The 26,154-nt window shown below is 74.3% G+C and carries 32 protein-coding genes and 1 tRNA gene; 21 read left to right on the top strand and 12 right to left on the bottom strand.

The window, feature by feature from the left end; all coding sequences use genetic code 11:
* Positions 1-88 precede the first annotated feature (88 nt).
* Positions 89-508 carry a DUF393 domain-containing protein gene (locus tag AB0883_RS10385; RefSeq protein WP_366640949.1) on the top strand — a complete coding sequence of 140 codons (420 nt, stop codon included), beginning with the start codon at positions 89-91 and terminating at the stop codon, positions 506-508.
* Here AB0883_RS10385 and AB0883_RS10380 read toward each other — a convergent pair.
* The 3 genes from AB0883_RS10380 to trxA form a co-directional block, all read right to left on the bottom strand.
* Positions 472-1,380, bottom strand: coding sequence for an HTTM domain-containing protein (locus AB0883_RS10380; RefSeq protein ID WP_366640948.1), 909 nt, complete (start codon positions 1,378-1,380; stop codon positions 472-474). The genes AB0883_RS10385 and AB0883_RS10380 overlap by 37 nt on opposite strands.
* The gene (locus AB0883_RS10375) at positions 1,377-1,817 is read right to left on the bottom strand and encodes a hypothetical protein (protein WP_366640947.1); all 441 of its coding nucleotides are present in this window, start codon (positions 1,815-1,817) and stop codon (positions 1,377-1,379) included. The genes AB0883_RS10380 and AB0883_RS10375 overlap by 4 nt, the downstream gene beginning before the upstream one ends.
* Before the next feature lie 193 nt (positions 1,818-2,010).
* On the bottom strand, positions 2,011-2,373 hold the full coding sequence (gene trxA, locus AB0883_RS10370) for a thioredoxin (protein ID WP_366640946.1): 363 nt from the start codon (positions 2,371-2,373) through the stop codon (positions 2,011-2,013).
* A gap of 549 nt (positions 2,374-2,922) precedes the next feature.
* Between trxA and AB0883_RS10365 the strand changes: the two genes are divergently transcribed.
* The 11 genes from AB0883_RS10365 to AB0883_RS10315 all read left to right on the top strand — a co-directional run bounded on the left by AB0883_RS10365 (position 2,923) and on the right by AB0883_RS10315 (position 11,919).
* Complete coding sequence (locus AB0883_RS10365; protein ID WP_357083779.1) at positions 2,923-3,438, top strand: MaoC family dehydratase; 516 nt, start codon at positions 2,923-2,925, stop codon at positions 3,436-3,438.
* 62 nt (positions 3,439-3,500) lie between these two features.
* A complete protein-coding gene (locus AB0883_RS10360) occupies positions 3,501-4,028 on the top strand; it encodes a hypothetical protein (RefSeq protein ID WP_366640945.1) in 528 nt (175 codons plus the stop codon).
* Positions 4,029-4,209: 181 nt separating this feature from the next.
* Positions 4,210-4,833, top strand: a complete 624-nt coding sequence (locus tag AB0883_RS10355) for an RNA methyltransferase (RefSeq protein WP_366640944.1) — start codon at positions 4,210-4,212, stop codon at positions 4,831-4,833.
* 185 nt (positions 4,834-5,018) lie between these two features.
* Positions 5,019-5,720, top strand: a complete 702-nt coding sequence (locus AB0883_RS10350; RefSeq protein ID WP_366640943.1) for a DUF6758 family protein — start codon at positions 5,019-5,021, stop codon at positions 5,718-5,720.
* Positions 5,721-5,853: 133 nt separating this feature from the next.
* A complete protein-coding gene (locus AB0883_RS10345; RefSeq protein WP_007455302.1) occupies positions 5,854-6,012 on the top strand; it encodes a hypothetical protein in 159 nt (52 codons plus the stop codon).
* Between the two features lie 6 nt (positions 6,013-6,018).
* Positions 6,019-6,894: a PH domain-containing protein gene (locus AB0883_RS10340; RefSeq protein WP_366640942.1), complete on the top strand. Its 876-nt coding sequence runs from the start codon at positions 6,019-6,021 to the stop codon at positions 6,892-6,894.
* A gap of 105 nt (positions 6,895-6,999) precedes the next feature.
* Positions 7,000-8,094, top strand: coding sequence for a SigE family RNA polymerase sigma factor (locus tag AB0883_RS10335; protein WP_366640941.1), 1,095 nt, complete (start codon positions 7,000-7,002; stop codon positions 8,092-8,094).
* A gap of 56 nt (positions 8,095-8,150) precedes the next feature.
* Positions 8,151-9,368: a hypothetical protein gene (locus tag AB0883_RS10330; RefSeq protein WP_366640940.1), complete on the top strand. Its 1,218-nt coding sequence runs from the start codon at positions 8,151-8,153 to the stop codon at positions 9,366-9,368.
* 48 nt (positions 9,369-9,416) lie between these two features.
* Entirely contained in the window at positions 9,417-10,283 is an 867-nt protein-coding gene (locus AB0883_RS10325) for a PHP domain-containing protein (RefSeq protein WP_366640939.1), read from the top strand.
* A 40-nt stretch (positions 10,284-10,323) separates the two neighbouring features.
* Positions 10,324-10,938: a MarC family protein gene (locus tag AB0883_RS10320; protein WP_366640938.1), complete on the top strand. Its 615-nt coding sequence runs from the start codon at positions 10,324-10,326 to the stop codon at positions 10,936-10,938.
* Between the two features lie 42 nt (positions 10,939-10,980).
* Positions 10,981-11,919, top strand: a complete 939-nt coding sequence (locus AB0883_RS10315; RefSeq protein ID WP_366640937.1) for a PD-(D/E)XK nuclease family protein — start codon at positions 10,981-10,983, stop codon at positions 11,917-11,919.
* Between the two features lie 19 nt (positions 11,920-11,938).
* Here the strand turns inward: AB0883_RS10315 and AB0883_RS10310 are convergent, their stop codons facing one another.
* Together AB0883_RS10310 and AB0883_RS10305 are read right to left on the bottom strand one after the other, a co-directional pair.
* The gene (locus AB0883_RS10310; protein ID WP_366640936.1) at positions 11,939-12,796 is read right to left on the bottom strand and encodes an oxygenase MpaB family protein; all 858 of its coding nucleotides are present in this window, start codon (positions 12,794-12,796) and stop codon (positions 11,939-11,941) included.
* Between the two features lie 54 nt (positions 12,797-12,850).
* Positions 12,851-13,279, bottom strand: coding sequence for a Fur family transcriptional regulator (locus AB0883_RS10305; RefSeq protein ID WP_089002133.1), 429 nt, complete (start codon positions 13,277-13,279; stop codon positions 12,851-12,853).
* Between the two features lie 226 nt (positions 13,280-13,505).
* Here AB0883_RS10305 and AB0883_RS10300 point away from each other — a divergent pair, with 226 nt between their 5' ends.
* Positions 13,506-13,988 carry a DUF2231 domain-containing protein gene (locus AB0883_RS10300; RefSeq protein WP_366640935.1) on the top strand — a complete coding sequence of 161 codons (483 nt, stop codon included), beginning with the start codon at positions 13,506-13,508 and terminating at the stop codon, positions 13,986-13,988.
* Between the two features lie 57 nt (positions 13,989-14,045).
* Here the strand turns inward: AB0883_RS10300 and AB0883_RS10295 are convergent, their stop codons facing one another.
* Entirely contained in the window at positions 14,046-14,384 is a 339-nt protein-coding gene (locus AB0883_RS10295; RefSeq protein ID WP_366640934.1) for a hypothetical protein, read from the bottom strand.
* A 97-nt stretch (positions 14,385-14,481) separates the two neighbouring features.
* Here AB0883_RS10295 and AB0883_RS10290 point away from each other — a divergent pair, with 97 nt between their 5' ends.
* The gene (locus AB0883_RS10290; protein ID WP_366640933.1) at positions 14,482-14,676 is read left to right on the top strand and encodes a hypothetical protein; all 195 of its coding nucleotides are present in this window, start codon (positions 14,482-14,484) and stop codon (positions 14,674-14,676) included.
* A gap of 136 nt (positions 14,677-14,812) precedes the next feature.
* Here the strand turns inward: AB0883_RS10290 and AB0883_RS10285 are convergent, their stop codons facing one another.
* Both AB0883_RS10285 and AB0883_RS10280 read right to left on the bottom strand, forming a co-directional pair.
* The gene (locus tag AB0883_RS10285; protein WP_366640932.1) at positions 14,813-15,187 is read right to left on the bottom strand and encodes an FmdB family zinc ribbon protein; all 375 of its coding nucleotides are present in this window, start codon (positions 15,185-15,187) and stop codon (positions 14,813-14,815) included.
* Positions 15,188-15,249: 62 nt separating this feature from the next.
* A complete protein-coding gene (locus AB0883_RS10280) occupies positions 15,250-15,918 on the bottom strand; it encodes a 5-formyltetrahydrofolate cyclo-ligase (RefSeq protein ID WP_366640931.1) in 669 nt (222 codons plus the stop codon).
* An 85-nt stretch (positions 15,919-16,003) separates the two neighbouring features.
* Between AB0883_RS10280 and AB0883_RS10275 the strand changes: the two genes are divergently transcribed.
* The 5 genes from AB0883_RS10275 (at position 16,004) to AB0883_RS10255 (ending at position 22,391) form a co-directional block, all read left to right on the top strand.
* Positions 16,004-18,271, top strand: a complete 2,268-nt coding sequence (locus AB0883_RS10275; protein ID WP_366640930.1) for a diguanylate cyclase — start codon at positions 16,004-16,006, stop codon at positions 18,269-18,271.
* Between the two features lie 9 nt (positions 18,272-18,280).
* Entirely contained in the window at positions 18,281-19,243 is a 963-nt protein-coding gene (locus AB0883_RS10270; RefSeq protein WP_366640929.1) for a UTP--glucose-1-phosphate uridylyltransferase, read from the top strand.
* Positions 19,240-20,553 (top strand): gephyrin-like molybdotransferase Glp, encoded by a 1,314-nt coding sequence (gene glp / locus AB0883_RS10265; protein ID WP_366640928.1) that lies wholly within the window; start codon positions 19,240-19,242, stop codon positions 20,551-20,553. The genes AB0883_RS10270 and glp overlap by 4 nt, the downstream gene beginning before the upstream one ends.
* A gap of 217 nt (positions 20,554-20,770) precedes the next feature.
* A complete protein-coding gene (locus AB0883_RS10260; protein ID WP_366640927.1) occupies positions 20,771-21,421 on the top strand; it encodes a GNAT family protein in 651 nt (216 codons plus the stop codon).
* Between the two features lie 178 nt (positions 21,422-21,599).
* The gene (locus AB0883_RS10255; RefSeq protein WP_366640926.1) at positions 21,600-22,391 is read left to right on the top strand and encodes a hypothetical protein; all 792 of its coding nucleotides are present in this window, start codon (positions 21,600-21,602) and stop codon (positions 22,389-22,391) included.
* 64 nt (positions 22,392-22,455) lie between these two features.
* Here AB0883_RS10255 and AB0883_RS10250 read toward each other — a convergent pair whose 3' ends face one another.
* Positions 22,456-23,199: a class I SAM-dependent methyltransferase gene (locus AB0883_RS10250; protein WP_366640925.1), complete on the bottom strand. Its 744-nt coding sequence runs from the start codon at positions 23,197-23,199 to the stop codon at positions 22,456-22,458.
* Positions 23,200-23,428: 229 nt separating this feature from the next.
* Here AB0883_RS10250 and AB0883_RS10245 point away from each other — a divergent pair.
* Positions 23,429-23,502 (top strand) — tRNA-Ala (locus AB0883_RS10245).
* Between the two features lie 126 nt (positions 23,503-23,628).
* Positions 23,629-24,027, top strand: coding sequence for a hypothetical protein (locus AB0883_RS10240; protein WP_366640924.1), 399 nt, complete (start codon positions 23,629-23,631; stop codon positions 24,025-24,027).
* 134 nt (positions 24,028-24,161) lie between these two features.
* Here the strand turns inward: AB0883_RS10240 and AB0883_RS10235 are convergent, their stop codons facing one another.
* From AB0883_RS10235 to AB0883_RS10225, 3 genes are read right to left on the bottom strand one after another with little or no spacing between them, the layout of a single operon-like run.
* A complete protein-coding gene (locus tag AB0883_RS10235; protein WP_366640923.1) occupies positions 24,162-25,019 on the bottom strand; it encodes a haloalkane dehalogenase in 858 nt (285 codons plus the stop codon).
* A gap of 11 nt (positions 25,020-25,030) precedes the next feature.
* Entirely contained in the window at positions 25,031-25,420 is a 390-nt protein-coding gene (locus AB0883_RS10230; protein ID WP_366640922.1) for a PPOX class F420-dependent oxidoreductase, read from the bottom strand.
* Between the two features lie 26 nt (positions 25,421-25,446).
* The gene (locus tag AB0883_RS10225; protein ID WP_366640921.1) at positions 25,447-26,142 is read right to left on the bottom strand and encodes an NAD(P)H-binding protein; all 696 of its coding nucleotides are present in this window, start codon (positions 26,140-26,142) and stop codon (positions 25,447-25,449) included.
* Between the last annotated feature and the right edge of the window lie 12 nt (positions 26,143-26,154).

Here is a 26,154-nt window from a genome sequence, read left to right as displayed (position 1 = left end):
CACGCGTACGAGCGAAGTGCAAGCGACCCGCCGTGTTCCCGACCACCTCGCCGCCGGAGGCACGGTCGGCGGGTGGAGGATGGAGGGCATGGAGAGGTCGACGTTCGTCTACGACGGGGACTGCGCGTTCTGCACCCGGTGCGCCGAGTTCATCGACCGGCGCATCCCGACCGGTGTGCGGGTGGTGCCGTGGCAGTTCGCCGACCTCGACGCGCTGGGCCTGAGCGAGGCCGAGTGCGAGGAGGCGGTGCAGTGGGTGGGCGCCGACGGTTCCCGCGCGGCCGGCCCGGACGCGATCGCGCGGCTCCTCGGCGACAGCGGTCCGCTCTGGCGGGTGGCGGGGGCCGGCCTGCGGTTCCCCCCGGTACGCGCCGCCGCGTGGCCCGTGTACCGCTGGGTGGCCCGCAACCGGCACCGGCTGCCCGGCGGCACGGCCGCCTGCGCGCTGCCGCAGGAGGCGCGGGAGCGCCTCTACGGACCGTCCGGTCGCCCGGCCGCGGACGCCTGACCCGCGAGTGCCGCCGCGGCGCCGGTGGGCGCTGCGGTGTCCCGCCCCCGGCGAGTGAGCAGCCGGCGTGCCCAGACCACCGGCCGGACCCGCTCCAGCGGCAGGAAGCTGGTCATCGCCGCGAGGTGCGGGGCGAACGAGATCGTGATGGTCGCGACGGTGACCAGGTGGAACGAGTAGAAGAAGCCCACCGTGGCCAGTCGCCAGCGTTCCCTGAGCAGGAAGACCACCGGGCTGAGCAGCTCGAACGCGACGATGCCGAACTGGGCGACGATCAGCAGGTACGGCACCGAGGCGAGCAGGTCGGCCAGTTCGGTGCCGCGCCGGAGGATGGCCCGCGCCAGCACCGAGCCGGTGAGCCAGTCCAGCCCGCCGAAGCGCAGCTTGGCCCAGGCGGCCAGGAAGTACGTGCAGATGACCGCGATCTGGGTGACCCGTAGCGCCCAGCCACCCGCCTCGGTGCGGGTGGTGTCGCCGTGCCGGGCGCGGCCGGCGGTGGGCAGCACGGCCAGCGCGACGAGCAGGCCGAACCGGTCGTGGTCGACCTTGCCGTAGCTCATCGCGACGATCATCCACTCGAAGTAGAGCGCGAAGACCGCCCAGCCGAGCAGGCGTGGTGCCCGGCCGGTCGCGGCGAGCAGGGCGAGCAGCAGCAGGGCCCAGAAGACGACGGTGACCAGCGTCTGGGTCGGCGTCGGCAGGGGCAGCACCCGGCCGACCAGCAGCGGCTGGTAGAGCTCGCCGGGCACCGCCACCCGGGTACGTACCCAGGGGGTGAAGACGACCAGGTCGGCGGCGACGAAGAGGTAGATCAGCGTGCGGAAGGCGGCCACCCGGCCGCGGGGCACCGCCTCGGTCAACCAGCGGCTCACCGGTCCGCCTGCCAGGCGACCACGGTCTCGTCGGTCCAGCGGCCGGTGGGTCGCCCGTGGCGGATGCCGTGCCAGCGGACGACGATGCGGACCTCGACCAGCTCCGCCGCGCCCGGGTGGCGCTCGGCGTACGCGTCGGCGACCTCGGCGAGCAGCGCGGGGTCGGCGGCGTAGCGGCTCTGCTGGCCCTCGATCTCGGCCCGGCGGATGCCGGTGGCCTGCTCGCCCAGGTCGACGACCGCTCCGCTGCTGTCCACGCCCTCGACGCGGGTGTCCGGGGCGGGGGAGTTCGGCGGGTTGGACGTGGAGTACATCCGGAACGGGCCGAACGGGAAGTGGTCGTCGGTGCCCCAGACGGTGCCGGCCAGCAGGACGGCCAGGCCGAGGGCGGTGGCGGCGAGCCGGGCGGCGCGACCGCGGGTGGTCAAGGTTTCCATCGGGTCGTGACGATACGGGATGTACCGCCCGCCCTGGCTCCCTCCGACGGCCACTTCCCGCTGGCCGGCGGGCCAGGGGCGCCGCGGGCACGGCCGTGGGACGGAGCGCGTGTGCCGGTCCTCTCCCCGTCACCCGGCGGATGGACGACGACGGCCGGGCCCGTCGGGCCCGGCCGTCGTGGAGCGCTGCGGGTCAGTGGCTGTGCCCGGCCAGCTTGTTACGGACGTCGTCCATGTCGAGGGCTTGGACCTGCTCGATCAGGTTCTCCAGGGCCGACTCGGGGAGGGCGCCGGGCTGGGCGAAGACGATGACGCCGTCGCGGATCGCCATGATGGTCGGGATCGAGCGGATGTCGAACTTGGCGGCCAGCTCCTGCTGCGCCTCGGTGTCGACCTTGCCGAACACGATCTCGGCGTGCTTGTCGGAGGAGCGCTCGTAGACCGGGGCGAACCTCTTGCACGGGCCGCACCACTCGGCCCAGAAGTCGACCAGCACGATGCCGTCGCTGCCGGTCACCTCGTCGAAGTTTGCCGTGGTCAGCTCTACGGTTGCCATGAAAGTCTCCGATCGGCGCGGAATAGCTACGTCTGGTGGAACCAGGGCGTACCGCGTGGAATTCCCGGCCCGCCCCCGCCGAAACGTGCTCGTCACGGCGTTGCGCAGGTCACGGTCGCATCGATCTCGGTTGTTCCCGCCCGCCGTTGCCGTACGCAAGTGCACGACGCATTTGCGTGACCGGTCGTGATGGGAGCGTTTCCAAGGAGATCGACACGATTGACCGGAACGAATGAGCAATCAGGCGGTTGACAAGCAGCTATCCGGCGTGCGGAGATCGCTGGGGGCCAGTCGTTCGAGCACGCACAGTAGTGTTACGAAAAGGTAAATGTGACCTCCGTCTCTGTTCGGGTCGCCTTGTCGTGCGGCAGAATCTTCCGCATCAGAGCGTGGGCGGCGGGTGCCGGGGAGGGCCCCGCCGCTCATTGCGTCTCCCCCCGGGTTGTGGCGGTGTGACATTTCCGCCGGCCACGCGCCCCGCGCCTCGCCTTAACACTCCATAAGGCATGCTGTGCCGAACTCCATCGCCGCCCGTCGAAGGGGACAAGGATGCAGTTCGGCCGCTACTACGAGGAGTTCGAGGTCGGCGCGGTCTACCGGCACTGGCCCGGCAAGACGGTCACCGAGTACGACGACCACCTCTTCTGCCTGCTCACCATGAACCACCACCCGCTGCACATGGACGCGCACTACGCCGGGACGGCGAGCCAGTTCAAGCGCAACGTGGTGGTCGGCAACTACATCTACTCCCTGCTGCTGGGCATGTCGGTGCCCGACGTCAGCGGCAAGGCCATCGCGAACCTCGAGGTGGAGTCCCTGCGGCACGTGGCGCCCACCTTCCACGGCGACACGATCTACGGCGAGACCACCGTGCTGGACAAGCGCGAGTCGTCCTCCAAGCCCGACCGGGGCGTGGTCTCCGTGGAGACCCGGGGCTACAACCAGGACGGCACGATGGTGTGCGTCTTCCGCCGCCGGGTGATGGTCCCGAAGAAGGAGTACGCGGCGACGACGGTGCCCGAGGGCGTCGACCCGGAACGGCCCAGCTTCCCCGAGCCGCGCTGACCGACGGGCCCCTTCTCATCCGGGTTCCGGGTGGTAGGGGCCCTTTTTCCGATCCGGGGCATATGCTGGCGCCGGAGGTCCCCATGAGCCACTCCGTCGCCGGAGAGCCGTCCTCTACCGGCCGCCGTGCCGCACCGCTGACCACCGCCGTCTACTCCGCCGCCGAGTGGGATCTGCTGACCAGCCTGCCCGGCCGCGTGATCGTGGCCGCCGCCGCGCCCGGCCCCGGGCGGCCCCACCCGGGAGTCGCCGCCGGGCTCGCGGGTTTGGACGCGGTCGCGGCCGGCCGGGCCTTCGACAGCGATCTCGTACGCGCGGTGGTCGCCGCCATCTACGCCCGGCACGACGGGGCGACCGACGCCGTCGAGCGCCTCACCGACGTGGTGGACCTGCTCGCCGCCTGCAGGGCCGCGACCCGGGTGCTGCGGCGGCGGGCCGACCCCGCCGACTCGGCCGCGTACCGGCAGTGGGTGCAGTCGGTGGCGGCCCGGGTGTGCAGGGCGGCGACGGCCGGGGCCCCGGGGCTGCCGCCGGCCCCCGCCGACCGTCGCTTCCTCGACCGGCTCGGCAAGGCGCTGGGGCTGCGCTGAGCCGCCCCGGTCGGTCCGGTCGCGCCAGCCGCCCCGGTTTCCGCGTCGGTCGACCCGGTGCCCGCGTCGGTCGGCCCGGGCCGGTCTTCGCGCCGCCCGGTCCGTCCGCGCCGGCCCGGGGCGGTGGCCGCGCCGGGGTGGCGACCCGGGCCGGGGCCCGCAGGCCGTACCCTGCGTGACCGTGACCGGAGACCAGCTCGACGTCGGCGTGGGACCGTGGCCCGGGGACCCGCCGGACGACCCGCGGTACGACCCCGAGCTGCTCGCCGAGGGCGACCGGCGCAACGTCGTCGACCGGTACCGCTACTGGCGGCGCGAGGCCGTGGTGGCGGACCTCGACCGGCGGCGGCACGACTTCCACGTGGCGATCGAGAACTGGCAGCACGACTTCAACATCGGCACGGTCGTCCGCAACGCCAACGCCTTCCTCGCCGCCGAGGTGCACGTCGTCGGCCGCCGGCGGTGGAACCGGCGCGGTGCCATGGTGACCGACCGCTACCAGCACGTCCGGCACCACGAGACCATCGAGGAGTTCGTCGCCTGGGCGGCCGGGCGGGAGCTGCCGGTCGTCGGCATCGACAACCTGCCCGGCTCCCGCCCGCTGGAGAGCACCACCCTGCCCCGGCGCTGCGTCCTGCTGTTCGGGCAGGAGGGCCCGGGCCTCTCGGACCCGGCGCGGGCCGCCTGCGACCAGCTCTTCTCGATCGCCCAGTACGGCTCCACCCGGTCGATCAACGCCGGCGTGGCCAGCGGCATCGCCATGCACGCCTGGATCCGTACGCACGCCGGCCCGCCGCCCGGCTGAGCGGGCCCGACGTGGTGCCGTCCGACGCGGTCCGACGCCACCGCTGAGCGGGCCCGAGACGGTCCCCACCCGACGCCGTACGGCGACACCGCTGAGCGGGCCCGATGCGGGCCCGCCTGACGCCGCCCGGCGGCACCGAAACGGGCGCTCCGCTTGACGGGGCGGCGTGCGGGGGTGACGGTGGGATGGTGAGTGTCGCGGTGAGTTGCCCGAAATGCGGTGGACCGGTGCGGGCGCCGGACCTGATGCACACCGAGTCGCGGTGCCTGGACTGCGGGCCGGTTTCCCCGTTGCACGTGCCCGAGCACATCGGGGCCGACATCGTGGCCAGCGTGGTGGACCGGATCGTCGCCGCCGCCGACCCGCCGACCCGGCCGAGGACGCCGCTGTGGTGCCCGTGGCCGCTGCCGACCGGCTGGACCATGACCGGCGTGGCGTACGCCGGCGACGACCGCACCGGGGTGCGCGCCACGGCCGTCGCCTGCGCCGGACCGGAGCCGCTCGGCGGGGGCCCCGCGGACCTGGTCTTCGTGGCCGAGGAGCCGGGCGTCGGACTGGGCACCCGGTTCGCGGGGCTGGCCGGCCCGGATCCGGGCCCGGAACTCGCGCAGGCGTTGACCGATCCCGGGCCGGGGCATCCGGAGCACGTCGGGCAGGCCAGGATCAAGGTGGCCGGTCATCCCACTCCACTGTGGCTCGTGAACTCGCCGACGGATCGAAGCGCGTACGCCGGCGAGGCTCGGGGATTGTGGCTCCATGCGATAGCCTGGCCGGCGAGTGCGGGTCACCTGCTCGCGGAAGATGTCGTGCTGCACGACCTGACCGAGTGGACACCGCCCGAACTCGTGTACGGCGCACCGTCTCCGTATCTGCACGGGAAGGCTTGACGGGCCTCAGGGCTTGACAGGCATCCCGGAATGTCGGAGAACGGACGCAGATATTCACTGTACGACACCACACTGATACTCTGGGTGCCGCTGCGGTAATGGGACCCGGCGCCGCGCGAGAGGATGGCCCGCCATGGTCAAGAAGGTCCTCACCTGGGCCGGAATCGCATTCTTGATCTTCTTCGTCGCATATCGGCCAAATTCTGCGGCGGACGTGTTCAAGTCACTGGGCGGCGGGATCATGGACATCGCCCAGGGGTTCGGCGACTTCTTCACCAGCCTCGTCGCCTAGCCGCCGATGGGAAACCCCTCCGGTCCACCCTTCGATCCCGACGATCCCGATCGGGAGCGCCGGGATCGAGACACGGAGCCGATCCCCCGGATCGGTCCCGACGACGGGCCGGGCTACGGCACCGGTCCGGGCCTCTCCGACGGCCCCTCCCTCTCGGACGACGCCGGCTTCGGCGACGGCCCGGCGTACGCCGGGGAGGGGCGGTCCGGGCGGGCCTGGGTCCGTGACCCGGAGGCCGGCTACCAGCCACCGCAGATCTCCGAGGACGAGCTGGCCGGTCTGCGGGCCGACGCCGCCGGCATGGCGCCGCGTCGGGTGCTGCCGTTGGAGGACGAGCCCAGCTCGCTGGTGGCCCGCTACCTCTTCCCGACCGAGCGCTACCGGGGCGAGTGGAAGCGGCACTGGATCCACCTCTCCACCCCGCTGCTGGTCGGCATCGCCGCCACCTTCGTGCTGGGCTACCTCTCCGGCTTCCTCGCCGGGCAGGACGTGGGCGCGCTCACCACGATCGCGGTGCTGCTCTGGTTCGCCGTGATGGGGTGGGTGGCCTGGAAGGTCGCCGACTGGTGGTACGACCGCTTCATCCTGACCAACAAGCGGGTGATGGTGGTCAACGGCATCATCACCCGGCGGGTCGCGATGATGCCGCTGGTGCGGGTCACCGACATGAAGTACGAGCAGACCCCGACCGGCCGGGCGCTCAACTACGGCACGTTCGTGCTGGAGTCCGCCGGTCAGGAGCAGGCGCTGCGTGAGATCAAGAACCTGCCCAACCCCAACGAGCTCTACCTGCGCGTCGTCGAGGAGATGTACGAGCCGCAGGCGGTCGAGGCGCGGCTGGGCAAGGAGGCCGACGAGGCCAAGGCCGACGACGGGGCGTGAAACTTTTCGTCCGAACATCGGAGGAACTGCGCACCGTTCGCCGTCGACCCGGGCACCCCGGGCATGGCAACCTGCCAGGGAAACGGGGTGCGGAGGTGGCCGGTGGTGAGCAGGGATCCCTTGGAGGAGGAGTTCCGCGACTTCGTCGCGGCCCGCTCCGGCGCCCTGCTGCGCACCGCCTACCTGCTCAGCGGGGACTGGGCCACCGCCGAGGACCTGTTGCAGACCGCGTTGACGAAGACGTACCTGGCCTGGAAGCGGCTCGGCGGGATCGAGGCGATCGAGCCGTACGCCCGCCGGGTCATGATCAACACTTCGACCAGTTGGTGGCGGCGGCGCTGGCACGGTGAACGCCCCACCGACGTGCTGCCGGAGCGGGCCGGGATCGACGAGATCGAGCAGCAGCTCGACCGGGACCTGCTCTGGCGTCACCTGAGCGCGCTGCCCAGCCGGCAGCGGGCGGTGCTCGTGCTGCGCTTCTACGAGGACATGTCCGAGGCACAGACCGCCGCGCTGCTCGGCATCTCGCCGGGCACGGTCAAGAGCCAGACGTCGCGCGCCCTGGGCACCCTGCGCCGCCGGATGGGCGCCGAGGCCGCTCTCGACCTGCCGACCGGGGCCGACCCGACCCCGGCCCTGCCCCGGGACGACGGCACCGACCGGTCCACCCCCGCCCGCGGCGGCGCCGACCGTCCCGCTTCCGCGCAGGGCGGCACCGACCGTCCCGCGCCGGCCCGCGACGGCGCGCCGTTCCGTCGGTCGACGGCCTACGGGGCGCCGACGATGGTGGTGGGCGAGGACGCGGCGGCCGTGGTCGCGGCGACGAACGCCAGGCCGCCGCTCGTCGCGCCGGCCGCGGCGGGCAGCGCCGCCGCCCGTGGCGGGTCGGGAGGCGCCGCCGTCCCGGGCGGGTCGGGAGGCGCCGCCGTCCCGGCTGGGTCGGGAGGCGCCACCGCCGCCGTCCCGGGCGGTGCCGCGACCGAACCTCCGGCGCAGGCGGCCACGGCGGCGGCCACCGTGCCTCCGGCGTCGGACACCGGGCGTCGTACGCCGGACGCCGAGCTGACCGACGAGTCGGCGGGCGATCCGGTGCCCGTCGCGTCGGGGGCGCGGGCCGGGGCGCGTACCGCCCGCGACGAGCAGCGCGGCCGGCAGGCCGCCTTCCCGGTCGTACCGGCCGGCACCGGGGAACACCGGTGAGCCGTCCCGTCGGCCGTGGTGACAACCGGACCGAAGGCCCGACGCGTCCATTCGCCGTGACCGAGGACGAGCTGGCGCAGGCGCTACGGGAGACGTTCGCCCGCCGGGTGTCCGTCGCGCGCCCGCTCGTCGCCGATCCGGCGGGACTGGCGATCCGGCGGGCCGACCGGTCCCGGCGCCGGCGGACGCTCACCGGGATCGCCCTCGCCGCCGTGGCCACCGTGACGGTCAGCGCCGGGATGGCGCAGCTGGGGCAGCAGCCCGGGCGACCCACCCATCCCACGGTGGTGCTCGGCGACCCGTACGCCTCGCCGTTGCCGGACCCGACCCCGCAGCTGTCTGCCGCCCCGAAGGCCGACCTGGGCCGGGGCGAGGTGGATCTCATCCTCCACGACGTGCTGGTCACCGCCGACGGGCAGCGGCTCCCCCTGTCCGACGTGGGCACGGCCGCCGAGCGGGCCCAGCGGCTTCCCGACGGGGCCGGCTGGGCGGTGGTGGGCGCGCCGACGGCGGCCGGCCGGTCGCTCTGGGTCGTGCTGCCGAACGGCACGGCGCACCTGCTGCTGGCCGGGGCGCGGGACGTCGTCCTCAGCCCGGACGGGCGGCAGGTCGCCTGGCGGGAGGGGGCGGATCTGGTCGTCGCGGGCATCGTCGGCACCCAGGTCGTCGCCGCCGCGCGCACCCCGGCACCGTCCGACGCGGCGCCGGTCGCCTTCGCCGGCGACACGGTCCTGGTCCGCCTCGACCCGGACCGGCCCGGTCACGCCCTGTGGCGCCCGGCGGCGGGTCCGCCGCGCGGCGCGGGCGACGCGGCCCTGCACGTCTACGGCACCCGCCCCGACGGGCTGGCGGTCGCGCTGGTCTCCGCCGGCACCCCCCGCCGACCCTGTGTAGCTCTGCTCGACCCGGCCCGGAACCTCGCGCCGGTGCGGACCGGGTGCGGGCCGACGCTGGCCGGCGACGGAGCCGGTGGGGTGTCCGCCGACGGGCGGTGGCTCCTGGCCAACGGGAAGGCGGGCCGGCAGGACCGCGCGTTGCTGGTCGACCTGGACCGGCTCGCCACCGCACCGGCGACCCGCCCGGCCGGTTCGCCCGTGGCCGGGCCGGTGGCGTGGACGCCGCAGGGGACGGCCCACTACCCGGCCGCGGACGGTGCCCTGGTGCGGGTCGAGGCGAGCCGGGCGCTCGACGGAGAGGTGTCCGTGTCCGTGCCCGTGACCGGCCTGCCCGACGGGGAACGCGCGGTGCCGGTGGGCGGCGACCGCCGTCCCTGACCGCGCCCGCGCGCCCGGGGCGGGCCGCCGGCCGGTAGCGTCGGGCCGATGAGCGCGGCACCGCGGATCGACCTGCACACCCACTCCACCGCCAGCGACGGCACCCTCAGCCCGGCCGAGCTGGTGCGGGCGGCGGCGGAGTCGGGGTTGGACGTCGTGGCGATCACCGACCACGACACCACGGCCGGCTGGGCGCCGGCCCTGGCGGCGCTGCCGGCCGGGCTCAGCCTGGTCCGGGGCGCGGAGCTCTCCTGCCGGTGGTACGGCGAGGAGCCGGCGCTGCCGCTGCACCTGCTGGCGTACCTGTTCGACCCGGACGCCCCGGAACTCGTCGCGGAACTGGCCCGGGTGCGGGCCGCCCGCGAGGAGCGGGGCGAGCGGATCGTGGCGCTGCTGCGGGCCGACGGGATCGACGTGAGCTGGCCGGAGATCCTCACCGGCGCGGGCGGCGGGACCGTGGGCCGGCCGCACATCGCGCAGGCGCTGATCCGGGCCGGCCTGGTGGCCACCACCACGGAGGCGTTCGGGCCGGACTGGCTGGGCGAGCGCTACCGGCTGCCCAAGGAGGACATCGACGTCTTCCGCGCGGTCCGGCTCGTCCGCGCGGCGGGCGGCGTGCCGGTCTTCGCCCACCCCCGGGCCACCCGGCGGGGACGGATCGCGCCCGACGAGCTGATCGCCGACCTGGCCGCGATCGGGCTGGCGGGGCTGGAGGTCGACCACGAGGACCACTCCCCGGCCGAGCGGGCGCACGTGCGGGCCCTGGCCGACGAGCTGGGCCTGCTGGTGACCGGCTCGTCGGACTTCCACGGCACCCACAAGACCGTCCGGCTCGGGGCGTTCACCACCGACCCCGGGGCGTACGAGCGGATCGTCGCCGAGGCGGGCGGAGTGACCGAGGTCGCTTCCGGCTGATCCGCGTTTCCGCCTCCGGCGGCGCGGCTACGTTGATCACGTGGATGCCAAGCTGTTCGGCGAGGTCTTCGTGACCCTGCTGGTGATCGTCGACCCGCCGGGCATGATGCCCATCTTCCTGGCGCTGACCGGCCCGCTGACGGCGCGGGACCGTAACCGTGCCGCCTGGCAGGCCGTCGCCCTGGCGCTGGGCGTGATCGTGATCTTCGCGGTGGCGGGGCAGACGCTGCTCGACTACCTGCACGTGGACCTGCCGGCCCTCCAGGCGGCCGGCGGGTTGCTGCTCATCCTGGTGGCGCTGGAGTTGCTGACCGGCAAGGCCGACGACCCGAGCCAGCAGGTCACCTCGAACATCGCCCTGGTGCCGCTGGGTACGCCGCTGCTGGCCGGCCCCGGCGCCATCGTGGCCACCATGCTCTTCGTCCAGCAGGCCGACGGCGGGGCGGACGTCACGGCCATCGCCGTCGCGATCGTGGCCGTGATGGTCACCGTGTGGGTCGTGTTGCGGTTCTCCGGCGGGATCGTCAAGATCCTGCGTCCCGGCGGGATCGAGGTGCTGACCCGGATCGCCGGCCTGCTGCTGGCCGCGATCGCGGTGCAGCTCATCGCGGACGCGGTGGCCGCGTTCGTGACCCAGTACGCCAACATGACCTGACCGGCGGCCGGTTCCGTCGGGGGTGGATGGCAGGATCGCGGTGTGCGACGAGCCTCTTCAGCGGGACGGCCCTCCACCGGCGGCGGCCGGGCGCCCCGGCAGCGCGGCGAGCAGCCCGAGCAGCTCGGCTTCGAGGGCATGCCGGAGCGGCTCTTCGTCTGCACCCCCAGCAAGCTTGGCGCCTACGCCGACTGTCCCCGGCGCTACCGCTACTCCTACGTCGACCGTCCGGCCCCGCAGAAGGGTCCGCCGTGGGCGCACAACTCCCTCGGCGCGAGCGTGCACACCGCCCTGAAGAACTGGTACGCGCTGAGCCCCGAGAAGCGCCGGCCGGAGGCGCTCGCCGCGTTGCTCAAGGGCACCTGGGTGCGCGAGGGCTACCGCGACGACGAGCAGGAGCGGGCGGCCTACCGGCGGGCCCTGGGCTGGCTGGAGTCCTACGTCGAGACCCTGGAGCCCGGTGCCGACCCGCTCGGCGTGGAGCGGGTGGTGGCGGTCAAGACCGCCGTGCTGGCCTTCAACGGCCGCGCCGACCGGATCGACTCCCGCCCCGGGCCCGACGGCCCGGAGCTGGTGATCGTCGACTACAAGACGGGTCGCACGGGGCTGGACGCCGACGACGCGCGCGGCTCGCAGGCGCTGGCGCTCTACGCGTACGCCGCCGAGCGGGTGTTCCGCCGGCCGTGCCGCCGGGTGGAGCTGCACCACCTGCCGACCGGCACGGTGGCCGCGCACGAGCACACCGTGGAGTCGCTGGCCCGGCAGCTCACCCGCGCGGAGGAGACCGCCCGCGACATCATGGCCGCCGAGCGGGCGGTCGCCGACGGGGCGGACCCCGACGAGGCGTTTCCGACCACGCCGGGCCCGCGCTGCGGCTGGTGCGACTACCGTCGCACCTGCCCGGTGGGGGCGCAGGCGCCGGGCAAGGAGCCGTGGGCGGCCGTCGAGCGCGCCGCCGACGCGGTGCCCGGCCAGGACTGAAGGCCCCGCGCCCGCACGGTCAGGCCGGCGTGCCGGCGAGCCGGGCGGCGCGTTCCTTGGCGGCCTGCTGCAACGGCCCCTCCCGCCACCGGCGGGGCACCGCGGCGAGGGTCAGTCGCAGCGCCCGGACGCTCAGGTCGGCCGAGAGCGCGGTCGTGGGCAGGCCCAGCCCGCCGTACATCCGCCGGGCCCAGGCCGGCAGCAGCGCGAGCGCCGTGCCGGCGATGCCGAAGTACGCCCAGCGGGGCGGCCCGAGGTTGAGCCCGATCCGGGCGGGCAGGCTGAGCTTCCACGGGATCGGCGGCGCGGTGAGGAACAGCGCGGTCTCGGCCGCCTCGCGGGTCATCCGCAGCTCCGGACGGATCCGCCGGTAGTAGTCGGCGATCTCGGCGGCGGTGCCCGGCACCGTCGCCGGGTCGAGGCCGACCAGGGCGGCGGAGCGCCGCTGCTCGGTGTAGTAGCCGTCGATCTCGTCGGCGGTCAGCGGCAGCCCGGCCCGGCGGGCCGTGTCGAGGAACGACTCGACCTCGGTGACGTGCACCCAGCGCAGCAGTTCGGGGTCGTCGACCCGGAACTCCTCCCCGGTGAACAGGTCGGTGGCCCGCAGGCGGGCGTGCCGGCGGCGCACCCGGAGCCCGGCGGCCTCCGCCTCGGCAGTGGTGCCGTAGATGGTGGTGCCCACGTAGGTGGCGGTGCGGACCAGGCGGCCCCAGGCGTCGGAGCGGTAGTTGCTGTTCTGGGCGACCCCGGCCATGGCCCGGGGGTGCAACGACTGGAGGTAGAGCGAACGCAGGCCGGCGACGATCAGGATCGGCTCCTCGTGCACCTTCCACGTGACCGAACCCGGACCGAAGAGGCCGAGGTCATCGGAGTCCACCGACCAAGCGTGCCACGCTGTGCCGCCGGGCGCCGCGCGGAGAGCCGCCGGCCGTCAGTCGTCGGCGGAGCGGCGGGCCTGGCAGGTGGGGCAGAGGCCCCAGAACGTCACTTCCGCCTCGTCGACCTCGAACCCGTGGGCGATGTCCGGGTCCAGGCAGGGCGCGCTGCCGACCGCGCAGTCGATGTCGGCGATCTCGCCGCAGCCCCGGCAGACGACGTGGTGGTGGTTGTCCCCGGCGCGGGCCTCGTAGCGGGCGGGGCTGCCGGCCGGCTCGATGCGCCGGGACAGCCCGGCCCGCGACAGCGCGCCCAACACGTCGTAGACGGCCTGGGTGGAGACCGAGTCGAGGCGCTGGCGCACCCGGCGGGTGATCTCGTCGACCTCGAGGTGACCGCCGGCGGCCAGGACGTCGAGCACGGCGAGACGCGGTCGGGTGACCCGCAGGCCCCTCGACCGGAGCAGTTCCTCGCCACCGGGCACGTGCCAATGACAGCACGCGGGCCGGGGACCGACAACCGGCCTCCGGGAGAGGGTGGCGACGGCCACAACCCGGGTCGCCGGTGCGGGCGGCGGGCGGCGGGCCTGTTCACGGCGCAACGGTGAACCTGACCGGTTCCGGGCGCGTGTTGTCGATCGAGACGAACTGGGCGGGTCGACCGGCGCACCGTACGCTGGCACCCCGCTACCCGTACCGCCGGAGGTGTGGATGTTCAAGGAGATCCTGGGTCTGCCGGCCCACGTGCTGGTGGTGCACGCGGTCGTCGTGCTCGTGCCGCTGCTGGCGCTGCTCTCCGCCGCGTACGTGGCGTTGCCCCGGTTCCGGTCACGGCTGGACTGGGCGGTGGCGATCCTCGCCGTGGTGGCGCCCGTGTCGGCCTTCGTCGCGGTCGAGTCGGGGGAGGAGCTGACGGACGCGTTCGTCGCCCGGGGCATGCAGGGCCCGATCGTGGAGCAGATCTTCGCGCACTCGCGCTACGGCGACATCCTGTTCCGCTGGGTGCTGCCGCTGGCCGTGGCGTCGCTGCTGCTGCTCGCGGTGACGAGCGGGCACCGGCGGGTGCCGAAGCTGCCGTCCTGGGTGACCGCGGTGCTGTCGGTCGCCGTGGTGGCGCTCGGCGTCGTCAGCCTCGTCTACGTCTACCTGACCGGGCACTCCGGGGCCGAGACCGTCTGGGGCAACACCCTCTGACGTCCCGCCGGTCGTGGCGGGCCGACGGGCCGCGGGAGGCCGGCGACCGGGCCCCGGTCAGAACACGAGCCGGGAGCAGAGCACGCAGACGAGGACCACCAGCACCACGCCGGCCACCGTGCCCACGCCGTACGTGAGCCGCTGCGCCCGCTGCTCCGCCGCGTCGAGTTCCGCCATGTCCTGCGGCGGCAGCCGCCGGGGCGGTGGCGGTCGTAGGTGCACCGGTGGGCGCCACCCGGCCGGGGGCGGGGTGGTCGCGGGCGGGCCCGCGTAGCCGCTGCCACGCGCCGGGGGCGACGCGGCCGGCCCCGGGGGCGCGCCGGTGGGCCGCTCGGGCGGGGCGTCGGGCCGCCGCCAGTAGTCGTCCGGGGAGCCGCCGGAGGTGGGGGTCGTCACGCCGTCCGACGCTACCAACGCGCCGGCCCGGCGGCCGGCCGGACGCGGCGGCCCGGCGGTTCGTTCGCCGCTCCCGCCGGTGGTGGCTGCGCTAGTCTTGCCGCTCGTGAGCATCACCCAGGATCCGGGCACGCCGACGGTACGCGGCGACGACGACCGCGCCGTCGACCTCAGCGACGACTTCGTGGTGCTGCCCGAGCAGACCGCCGACGACACCGACCGGGGCTGGGGCGAGCGCTCGGGCGGCAACGACGACTGGCTGCTCGCGGAGCGCCCCCCGCACTGGGACTGAACGGGTCACCGCCGCCCGGCTGCCGCTGTGGACAACCCGCGTCGGCCTGTGGACAGCGTCGCCGCCCGGTGGACACGCGGCCGGCCCGAGAACCGGCCCCGGTCGAGGAGCCGGCCCCGGGCCGGTGCGGCGTGGGTCAGGAGGCGCTGGCGGTGCTGGCGGCCGGGGCCTTGCCCCCACCGCCGGTGGAGCCGCCCGAGCCCGACGACGAGGACGAGCCCGACGACGGGGAGGCGGCGGACGAGCCGCCGGACGAGCCGGAGTCACCGCCGGAGGACGAGTCGGACTTCGCCGGCTTGGCGGCGGCGCCGGTCTTCGCGCTGTCCGAGCCGGACGAGCGCGAGTCCGTGCGGTAGAAGCCCGAGCCCTTGAACACGATGCCGACGGAGTTGAAGACCTTCCGCAGCCGTCCCTCACACGCCGGGCACTCGGTCAGCGGTGCGTCGGAGAAGGACTGCACCGCCTCGAGCTGGTGGCCGCACGCGGTGCAGGCGTACTGGTACGTGGGCACGTTCTCCTCCGGATCTGGCCACGGCCGGTTGGCACTCGACGTATTCGAGTGCCAATGGTGCGTCATCGCCCCCGGATTCGTCCAGCGGAAGTGTGGGGCGCGACACCCGCCACGCCCCCCGGGGCGGCGTCCAGCGTACGCAGGCCGTCGGCGGGCGTGACGACCGCGCGTACCGGTTGGTCGTGCGGCTCGGCGGGAAGGGCCTCCACCAGCTCGCCGTCGTGCAGCGGGACCACGGTCAGGGCGGTCGCGGGCACCCGGGCCAGCGCCCGGTCGTACGAGCCGCCGCCCCGGCCCAGCCGCAGCCCCCGGCGGTCCACCGCCAGCGCGGGCAGCACCACCAGCTGCGCCCCGGCGACCGCCGCCCGGCCCAGTCGCGGCCCGGCCGGCTCGCGCATCCCCCGCCCGGCGGCCACCAGCCCGGCCGGCCCGCTCCAGGCCGCCCAGTCCAGGTCGAGGTCGTCGCGGAGCACCGGCAGCAGCAGTTCCCCGCCCGGCGGCAGCGCCGCGTGCAGCACCGCCGGCAGGTCGGGCCCGCCCGGCTCGGAGCCGACCGGCACGTACGCCGTCATCCGCAGCGGGCGCAGGCGGCGTACGAGAGCCACCAGCTCGGCCTGGACCCGCCCGGCGGCGTCGGCCCGCCGCGGCGCGCTCAGCTCCCGGCGGCGGGCGAGCACGGCGGCGCGCACATCCCGCTTCGCCTCTTCCGCTCCATCAGAAAAATCGGGCACGCAACACTCCTGACGCAACGTTTGTCGCCTGGTGGCTCTGTGTCAGCATCGCAAGCAACGGCGGCGGAACTTCCGGGGGGACCGAGTGACGCTACGCGGGCGGTTGACCACAGCCTTCCTGGCGGTGGCGCTCGGCCCGGTGGTGCTCGGGGTGATGTTCGTCGGGGCGACCGTGGCGGCGGTCGACTCGAGCCGCTCCACCGAGCGGCTCGCCGTGGCCGCCTCGACCGTGCGCACCTCCGTCGACGCCCTCTGCCAGCAGCTGCGGGCCGCCGCCGACGCGGTCGCCCTGGCCGGCGACCGGCCCGCCGCCGCGAGCCAGGTGATCCGCCGTGGCCTGGCCGCCGCCGTGCGGGTCGCCGACGTCACCGGCCGGGTCACCTACGCCAGCCCCGGCGGCCCCGCCGCGCCCTGGCGGGACTGCGCCGACCCGCCGGCCGCCGGGCCGGTGCGGGCGCTCGCGGCCCGGGCCGACCTGCGCGACCGGGCCGGCGGGCCGCTCGGCACGGTCACCGCCGCGCAGCCGGTCGACCCGGCCTTCGTGGCGCGCCTCGCGGCCGTGACGGGGGTGGCGGTCACCCTGATCGACGACGCCGCGGCGCCCGTCCGGCTCGCCCACAGCACCGAGTCGACCGGCGTACGCGACGCCGTGCTCGCCGCCGCCGACACGCTGCACGGCGAGCGGGTCACCGAGACCCCCGACGGCCGGTACGTCCGTCTGGTCGGCCCGTCCTCCGGGCAGCCGCTGCCGCTGGTGCTCTCGGTTCCCAGCGAACGACCACGTGGCCTGTACGTCGCACTGGGCTCGGCGGTGCTGGTGGCGACCCTGCTGGCCGTGGTGGCCGCCTGGCGGTTGGCCCGGGTGACCACCCGCCCGCTGGTCGAGCTGGCGGGCGCGGTGGACCGGGTGGCGCGCGGCGACCTGACCGCCCGGGTGCCGGTGCGCAGCCGGGACGAGATCGGCCGGCTGGCCGGCGCGTTCAACCGGATGACCCGCGAGACGGGCACCTACGTGGCGGCGCTGACCAGCAGCCGCGACCAGCTGCGCGGGCACCTCGCGGTGCTGGGGGACACCCTGGCCAGCACGCACGACCTGCAACGCATCCTGCGGGTGATCCTGCACAGCGCGATCGCGGCGACCGGCGCCCGGGCCGGGGCGGTGCTGCTGGTCGACGACGGCGGAGTGCTCGTCGCGCAGTGCACCGAGGGGCTGGACGCGCCCGACCCGGAGGACGAACGCTCGGGCCCGTTGCGGGTGCCGCTGGGCAGCGGCGTGGTGGGCGCCGTCGCGGCCACCGGGGAGCCGCGCCGGGGCCGGGTGGAGCCCTCCGCCGCGCCGCCGGGGGAGCCGCACTGCCGGACGTACATCGCCGTGCCGTTCGCCGCCCCCGGCACGGCGGGCCCGCCCGACGCCACCGCCCGCGACGGGCCGGCCCCGCGCCCCGGGGTGGAGCCGGCCGCCCCGGCGGGGGCGCTCGGCGTGCTGGCCCTCTACGACCGGCTCGGCGCGGACGAGTTCGACGACGACGACCTCGTCACCCTGCGCACCTTCGCCGGCCACGCCGCGGTGGCGGTGGACAACGTCCGGGTGCACGAGGAGGCGCAACGGCTCTCGCTGACGGACCCGCTCACCGGGCTGTGGAACTACCGCTACCTGCGGGAGTCGATCCGCCGGGAGGTCGAGCGGGCGAGCCGGTTCGGCCGGATGCTCAGCGTCCTCGCCCTCGACCTGGACCGGTTCAAGGACGTCAACGACACGTACGGGCACGCGGCAGGGGACGCCGTGCTGGCCGAGTTCGCCCGCCGGGTGCGCGGCGAGATCCGCGAGGTCGACCTCGCCTTCCGGCAGGGCGGCGAGGAGTTCGTGCTGCTGCTGCCGGAGACCGACGCCCGGGGCGCGGCCATCGTCGCGGAGCGGCTCGGCGCGGCGATCCGGGGCGCCCCGATCGCCGCCGACGGGCACGGCGGGGCAGCCGTGGCCATCGGAGTCACCGTCTCCATCGGTATCGCGGTGCACCCCGACCACGGCAGCACCGGCCAGCAGGTACTGGACGCCGCCGACGACGCCCTCTACGCCGCCAAGGCGGCCGGCCGGGACACCTGGCGGATCGCCGAGGAGCGGGCCGGACCGCCGACGCGGGAGATCCCCGTTCCGCCCACGGCGGTCACCCCCGAGGACGGCCTGCCGCGTGCCGGCGCTCCCCGCCAGCCGGGGCGGGCACGCCCCGAACCGGCCGATCCGGCCGACGCCGCCCCGGGGAGCGTGCCGGCCGCGCCCGACCCGGTGCGGCCGCGTCCCTGCGGCGGCGCGTCTTCCGGTCCTCACCCTCCACGACAGAGCCGTGGCCGATAGTCTCGCGACATGTCGGAGCACTCAGCGAACCCCTCATCGGCGACCGCCGCAACCGGTCGCTCCCGCGCGGTCAAGGCCGTCATCCCGGCCGCCGGTCTGGCCACCCGGTTCCTGCCGGCCACGAAGGCGGTGCCCAAGGAGCTGCTCCCGGTGGTCGACCGGCCGGTGCTGCAGTACATCGTCGAGGAGGCCACCCAGGCCGGCATCGGCGACGTCCTGCTGATCACCGGGCGGGGCAAGACCTCGATGGTGGACCACTTCGACCGCCGCCCCGACCTGGAAGCACGGCTGGAGGCGAAGGGCGACAACGAGCGGCTGGCCGCCGTGCGCGGCCCCAGCGAGCTGGCCGAGATCTACACCTGCCGGCAGCCCGAGCAGCTCGGCCTGGGCCACGCCGTCGGCTACGCCGAGTCGCACGTCGGCGACCAGCCCTTCGCGGTGCTGCTGGGCGACGAGTTCGTCAAGCCGTCCGAGCCGCTGCTGCCGGCCATGCTGGAACTCCAGGCGCGCACCGGCGGCGTGGTGCTGGCCTTCTTCGAGGTCGACCCGGCCGAGACGAAGCGCTACGGCATCGCCTCGGTGGAGCCGGCGGAGGCGGAGCTGTCCGACATCGGCGAGGTCGTCCGGGTCACCGGCATGGTGGAGAAGCCCAAGCCGGAGGACGCCCCGAGCAACCTCGCCGTGCTGGGCCGCTACGTGCTGCCGAGCACCATCTTCGACGCGATCCGGCGGACGAAGCCGGGCAGCGGCGGGGAGATCCAGCTGACCGACGCGATGGAGCTGCTGCGCAGCGAGGGCACCCCGGTGCACGCGATCGTCTACCGGGGCACCCGCTACGACACCGGCATGCCGCTGGGCTACCTCCAGACCGTGGTGCAGATCGCCGCCGAGCGCGACGACCTCGGCGCCGAGTTCCGCAAGTGGCTGGCCGAGTTCGTCAACTCCGACGCGTCGGGCGTGACTGGTACATGACAGCGTCGGCCGACGCCGAGGCGGCCGCGAACGAGTTGACGCCGCTCGCCGAATACCTGGGCAGCGTGCTGCGCAGGTTACGCGCGCTGCCTCCGCTCGACCTCGACCTCACCCAGGCGCACGGCAACGTCCTCGCCGAGGACGTCGTCGCGCCGCACTCCTTCCCGGCCTTCGACCAGTCGGCCGTGGACGGGTACGCGGCCCGCTGGGAGGACATCTCCGGAGGCGGTCGGGGCGTGGGTTACGTCCCGTCCCAGTCCGGCGGGCCGGGCGGGCGCACCGTCCGGCTCAACGTCGTCGGCGACCTCGGCGCGGCGAGCTGGCGGCCGGTGCGGCTCACCCCGGGCGCCTGCTTCTCCGTCGCCGCCGGGGCGCCGCTGCCGCTCGCCGCGGACGTGGTCGTGCCGGTGGAGTGGACCGACCAGGGCATGGCCGCCGTGGAGATCTTCCGCGTGCCCAAACGGGGGTACGGGGTGCGCCGGGCCGGCGAGGAGCTGCCCGCCGGCACCCTGCTGGCCCGGGCCGGCACCTACGTCTCGCCGGCGCTGGTGGCGGTCTTCGCCGCCACCGGCATCGGGCACGTCGTGGTCCGTCCCAGCCCCCGCGTGGTCATCGTGGCCACCGGCGACGAGCTGGTCGACGTGGGCCGGGGCAGCCAGCCCGGCCAGACGGTCGACGCCAACTCGCACGCGCTGACCGCCGCCGCGGCCGAGGTGGGCGCCCTGGCGTACCGGGTGGGCATCTGCGACGACGATCCGGAGGGGCTGCGCGGGCTGCTGGAGGACCAGACGTTGCGCGCCGACCTGATCATCACCACCGGAGGCACCGGCACCGGGCCGGGCGACATGGTGCGGCGGATCCTCTCCCGGCGGGAGGGCAGCCGGGCCGGTCCGGTCACCTTCACCGAGGTCGCGCTCTATCCCGGCACCTCGCTCGGTTTCGGCACGGTCGGCGCCGAGGAGGTGCCGGTGGTCTGCCTGCCCGGCGACACGGGCTCGGCCCTGATCGGCTTCGAGGTGCTGGCCCGCCCGGCGATCAACCTGCTGGCCGGGGCGGAGCCGGTGTTCCGGCCCAGCGTCCGCGCGCACCTGCTGGAGACGATCTCGTCCCCGGTGGGGCTGCGCGAGTTCCGTCCCGCGCACGTCGCCGAGCGGCGCGGCGGCGGCTACACGGTGCAGCCGCTCAACGGTGGCCCGTACACCCTCTCCGGGCTGGCAGAGGCGAACGGGCTGATGGTGCTCGGCGAGCGGGTGACCACCGCGGCGGCCGGATCCACGGTGGACGTCCTCCTGCTGGACCGGCGCCGGTGAGCGCGAGGAGTGAGCTTGCGAGCCCCGCAGTCGCGAACGGAAGGTCAGCTCGGTGAGCGCGAGGAGTGAGCTTGCGAGCCCCGCAGTCGCGAACGGAAGGTCAGCCCGGTGAGCGCGAGGAGTGAGCTTGCGAGCCCCGCGGTCGCGAACGGAGGGGCGGCCCGGTGAGCGCGGCCCGGGCATCGGTTTCGTCGGTCGTGAGCGGAAGGTCTGGTTGGTGAGTCTGTTCGGGGTCGGGCGGGCGCCGGGGTGGCCGGCGGTGCTGGCCGACGGGCCGGTGCTGCTGCGGCCCTACCGACGTTCGGACGCCGCCGCGTGGTCGGAGGTACGCCGCGCCAACCGGGAGTGGCTCGCGCCGTGGGAGTCGTCCCTGCCGGGCAGCTGGTACGAGCTGAACTCGCCGGCCGCGTTCCGCTGGGTGTACCGCGACCAGCGCCGTTCGGCGCGCACCGGCGAGGGGATGCCCTTCGCCGTCTGCCTGCGCGAGGACGGCCGGGAGCGGCTGGTCGGCCACCTCAACGTGGGCAGCATCGTGCGGCGGGCGTTCTGCTCGGCGTACGTGGGCTACTGGGTGGACTCCCGGGTGGCCGGTCGCGGCGTCATCCCCACCGCGCTGGCGCTCGCGGTCGACCACGCGTTCGGCGTGGGTGGGCTGCACCGGGTCGAGGTGAACATCCGCCCCGAGAACCGGCCGTCGCGGCGGGTGGTGGAGAAGCTGGGCTTCCGCGAGGAGTCGTACCACGTGCGCTACATGCACATCGACGGTGCGTGGCGGGATCACATCGGATACGCGATGACCAGCGAGGAGGTCGCCGCCGAGGGTGGGCTGCTGGCCCGCTGGCACCGGGTCCGCGCCACCACGGGGTGAGCCGTCCCACGCACGGGATCGGCGCGGCGTGTCAGCATCCGCGTCCACGGCCCGTAACCTCAAGTAACTGCAAGCTGTGGCAAGCGCTGCTCCACCCGTACGATCCGCGCACCCGACCACCATCGGTGGAAGATCCTGCGGCCGGGCGGCGGTTGCTCCGAATTCGGTGACGGGAGGGGTGAGGGTGCCGACCTCGGTGCTCCTCGCCGTCCTCGCCGCCGCCGGTCTGCTCGCCCTCGCTCCGGCGCTGGTTCGCCGGTACGACGCCACCGAGCGGCTGGTGGCGGAGCGGGCGCAGTCGACGGCGCGGGTGCTCCAGCGCCGCCGGCGGCGCCGCACTGTGCCGGGGCGCCGCCCGGTGCACCCGCCCCGCAGCCTCGTCATCACCCTGAGTGAGGACGCGAACACGGGTGGGCTCTCCGCGCCGGTCTCCGCGCCCCCCGCCGCGCGTCGGTCGAAGCGGCTGCGCGCCGTGCCGCCGGCCCCCCGCAAGGGCCGCCGTCGGCCGCCGCCCCGCCGACAGCACGCCCCCGCCGTCTACCGGCGCCGCCGGGTGCTCGCCGCGCTGCTGCTGCTCAACTTCGTCGAGCTCATCGGCGTGATCGTGGTCAGCCCCGGCTTCTGGGTCAGCTTCGGGGTCACCGCCGCGCTGCTGGTCGCGTACGTCGTACACCTGCGGCGGCTGGCGGTGGCGGATCGCCGGCGGCGGCGGGCGCAGGCCCGCGAGGCGGCGTGGCTGGCCGCCCGGCAGGCCGAGGTGCGGCGGGAGCAGGCCCGCCGGGCGGCGGCCCGCCGCGAGGCGCAGCGCCGCCTGGCGGCCCAGCGCGAGGTGGTACGCCGCGCCGCGATGGGCCTGGACCGCCCGGCGGACCTGCCGGCGGCGGCCAACGGCGGCTCGGTCTCCTACCGCCGCTCGGGCGGCCTGCGTGGCCGCCCCTACCAGTCCGGCCGCGGCTCCCACTCGGCCTGACGCGGGGCCTGCCGCGCAACGTTCGTGGCCGGCGGCCGGCCTGGCGGGGCCGCGCCGGGGTGCGTCAGTTCGGGGTTGGCAGGCGGTAGACGGAGACGTGGGACCGCGAGTCGGCGGTGAACTCGGCGCCGGACCAGTCCGCGTGCCGGCTCTCCAGCTCGAACCCGGCCAGCTGGCCCATCAGGTCCAGCTCCGCCGGCCAGATGTAGCGGTGCGGCGACCGAAACAGCCGGGCGTGCGTGCTCTCGTCGAACTGGAAGTGGTGCGACACGACCCGCTGGTGCAGCACGTCGTAGGTGTCCAGGCCGATGTACCCCAGCTGGGACGACCAGACCGTCGCCTCCTGGCCCGGTGGGAGCTTGCGCAGCTCCGGCACCCACAGCTCGATCACGAACCGGCCGCCCGGGGCGAGGTGGCGGGCGGCGTTGCGGAAGCAGGCCACCTGCCCGGCCTGGGTGAGCAGGTTCGAGATCGTGTTGTAGACCAGGTAGACCAGCAAGAACTCGCCCGGGACGGTGGCGGTCGCCATGTCCCCGACCACCACCGGAATGGCCGCTTCATCCGCCTTCGTCCGGAGCTGCTTCACCATTGGGCGGGACAGCTCGATGCCGCTGACCGGCACCCCGCGCGCGGCGAGCGGAACGGCCACCCGGCCGGTGCCGACGGCGAATTCGAGCGCCGCCCCGCCATCGGCCAGTTCGGCGAGGCGGTCCACGGTCGGCCCCAGCACCTCGGGGGCGAACATGCCGGTGCCGGGGGTGTCGTAGCGGCGGGCGGTGTCGTCGTTCCAGACGTCTTCCTGTCGCATGTGCCCCACGCTGCTCACCGGTGCCCACGATGTCCATTGATTTTCGCGCCCGTGGGCCGCCGGGGGTCCTTCTACGAGATCTTGGTGGCTCACGGTCCCCTGGGGCCGTTCCGTGCCAAGATCTCGGCGCGCGGGGGGTGGATTCGCGGCGGGGGCGGTGAACCTGTTAACCTTGGCGCCGGCCCGCCCGGTGAAAGCCGGGTGGGACCGATGCCGGTCCGCCGGCGGAGGGGTTGTGGCGCAGTCCGGTAGCGCACCTCGTTCGCATCGAGGGGGTCAGGGGTTCGAATCCCCTCAACTCCACCCAGTTCAGGCCGTTTCCGCCAGTCGGAGACGGCCTTTTTCGATCTTGTGCAGCAGCTAGGGCTGTCGCCTGATCGGCGGGCCGCCGTACTTGAAGCACTGCCGGTGAAGGCAGAGAGTGTGGCAATGAGCGAAATCAGCCTCGTGGTGCAGGGACTACCTCCGGCCAAGAACGAAGCCAAGTCCATGCTCGCCTCGGGTCATGTCTACGCCGACCGGGTGTCAGCACTGCTTGAGGCTGCGAGAGATGCCCTCGGTGAAGGTCAGAAGCCGCCCTTCCCGGACGGGCCGCTCACGCTGGATGTTTCGCTGGAGAGCCCCACCGAGCCGCCGTCGGACGCGACCAACTACCTGGGCGGCGTCGCCGATGTGCTTGAGGCGAAGCAGCATCGGGGAGCCTTGGAACACTTGGGTGATCTTGCTTCCGTTGCCCTGTACGGGAACGACAGGCAAATCCAGGAGGTGCACTACCGGTGGGAGTCTGCCGCCCGGACGCGCTATTGCGTCCGACTCCGGCGGCGCTGAGGCGAGCAGCCGGGTCGAGCGACCTCACGACGGCCTATCACCGTTCCTGTTCGCCTTGCGGCAGAGCGACCTTCGCCGGTGCGACGTGCCATCCCGCCACGCCTCCGCCCATGGATCGGGCGGAGGGGTGTGCGTCACAGGAGCCCGTGCCGGTTCGCCCAGTCGTGTACCGCCGCCGCGATCGCTTCCGGCTGGTCTTCGGGCGCATGGTGCCCGGCGGGGCCGAGGTACGCGATTTCCAGCCCGGCGATGTTCTTCGCGCACCAGTCGAGCATCTCCGGTCCCATCATCGCCCCGGGGCCGGGTTGGAAGGCGAGCAGCAGCTTCGGCGTGGTGGCGTTCGTGGCCAGCCAGGCGTCGTACCGCTCGACCCTGGCCACCACGTCGGCGGGGTCACCGCCGAGGGGCATGGACCGAGGCCATTGCAGCAGGGGCCTGCGGCTTTGCGGTGTCGGGTACGGCTCCAGGTACACCTTGAGATCGTCGTCGCTGAGTCCGCTGGCGACGGTGAACGGCAGCATCTGGGTGAGGAACGCGTTGTCTTCGAGGATCATGGTTTCGCCGACGCCCGGTGTCTTGATCGACCGGAACAGGTCGCGGCCGCTCTCGGGGAACTCTTCCCACGCCATGGGCTTCACGATCGTCTCCATGAACGCCAGGCCCCGCACCCGGCCGGGATGCCGCGCGGCCCAGTCGAACGCGAGCGCGCCGCCCCAGTCATGTCCGACCAGCACGATCTCGTCCAGGCCGAGCGCGTCGAACCAGGCGTCCAGATATCGCGCGTGGTCGTCGAAGGTGTATGCGAGAACGGGCTTGCCCGACTCGCCCATGCCGATGAGGTCCGGTGCGAGCCGTCGGCCGGTGCTGACCGCCGGCATGATGTGCCGCCACAGGTGCGAGGAGGTGGGGTTGCCGTGCAGGAACACGATCGGGCGTCCGGCGCCGAGCTCCCGGTGGAACATTGTCGAGTCGAGAACACGAGTGGCAGGCATGACGTGACCTTTCAGAGGTTGAGGCTGAGGATGCGGTCGACCACGATGTCGATCACGACGCGGTCGGGTGGGGCTGGCGGCGCGGACAGGTATCTGTCGAGGTAGCGGTGTGCACCCTCGGCGACCCGCGCCGGATCGTCGTACACGGTCGCGGTGCCTTCGAGGGTGATCCAGCGGAACCCCTCGGCCTGGCATACCGCGACGCGGGCGCCGGGGCGGCGCGTTACGTTGCGGGCCTTGCGGCTGGACGCGACGGTCAGTACCCGGGCCACGCCGGCGACCGGGTCCCAGGTGAACCGGACGGCCGTGACATGCGGCGAGCCGTCCGGCCGCAGCGTCGTCAGCGTGCACAGGTGCGGCTCGGCGAGGAACGCCGCAGCCCGCGCCGACGGCGACTTCACCACGGCTCCGCGACGTGCGGGTGATGTCATTTCTTCTTCGCGACGGCCTCGCGCCAGATCAGGCCCACGATGCTCGGCCTGACCTCGGTGGTGATCACCGCCATCGCCCGCCGCACGAACCGGTCGTCGGACAGTTGCGCCACCATGCTCGCTGCCAGATCGGCCCGAGCCGTGAACAGCCCGTCCGCGACGTTCTCGGAAACGTGGTAGCGCGTGACCGTCGGGTGGTCGAACAGCCCCGACGGCCGGGCGATCGTCCAGTCCAGGTCGCTGTTGCCGACGAGGGCCTCCATCCGGCGCATGTCCTCGTGCGCGGTGCGGCCCATCCTGCGGTTGACCAGCGGGTCCGCGACGTTGTTGAAGAAGAACTCGCCGGTCGGTCGCCACGTCGGATCCATGACGCTGGAACTGACCGTGACGAGCCGCTTCACCCCGTGACGCTGCATGGCAGCCACGATGTTCGCGTTGCCCTGGGAGTACACCGTGATCGGTTTCGGGGACAGCGGGACCCCCAGACTGGACAGGACGGCGTCGCTGCCGACGACCGCACGTTCGACGGCATCGGGGTTGCCGACGTCAGCGGTGACCTCGGTGAGGCCGGCGCGGGGCTGGATGCTGCCCGCGCGGCGGGTGACGGCGGTGACCTCGTGGCCGGCGGCCAGGGCCTGCCCGGTGAGCTGACGGCCGGTCGGGCCGGTGGCGCCGAAGACGACGATACGCATGTGCCTCTCCCT

Origin of the sequence: Micromonospora sp. NPDC047812 (assembly GCF_040704175.1) — a bacterium.
Taxonomy (GTDB): domain Bacteria; phylum Actinomycetota; class Actinomycetes; order Mycobacteriales; family Micromonosporaceae; genus Micromonospora.
Note: the sequence above shows the minus strand (reverse complement) of the source record. Positions and strands in the feature narration are given on the sequence as shown.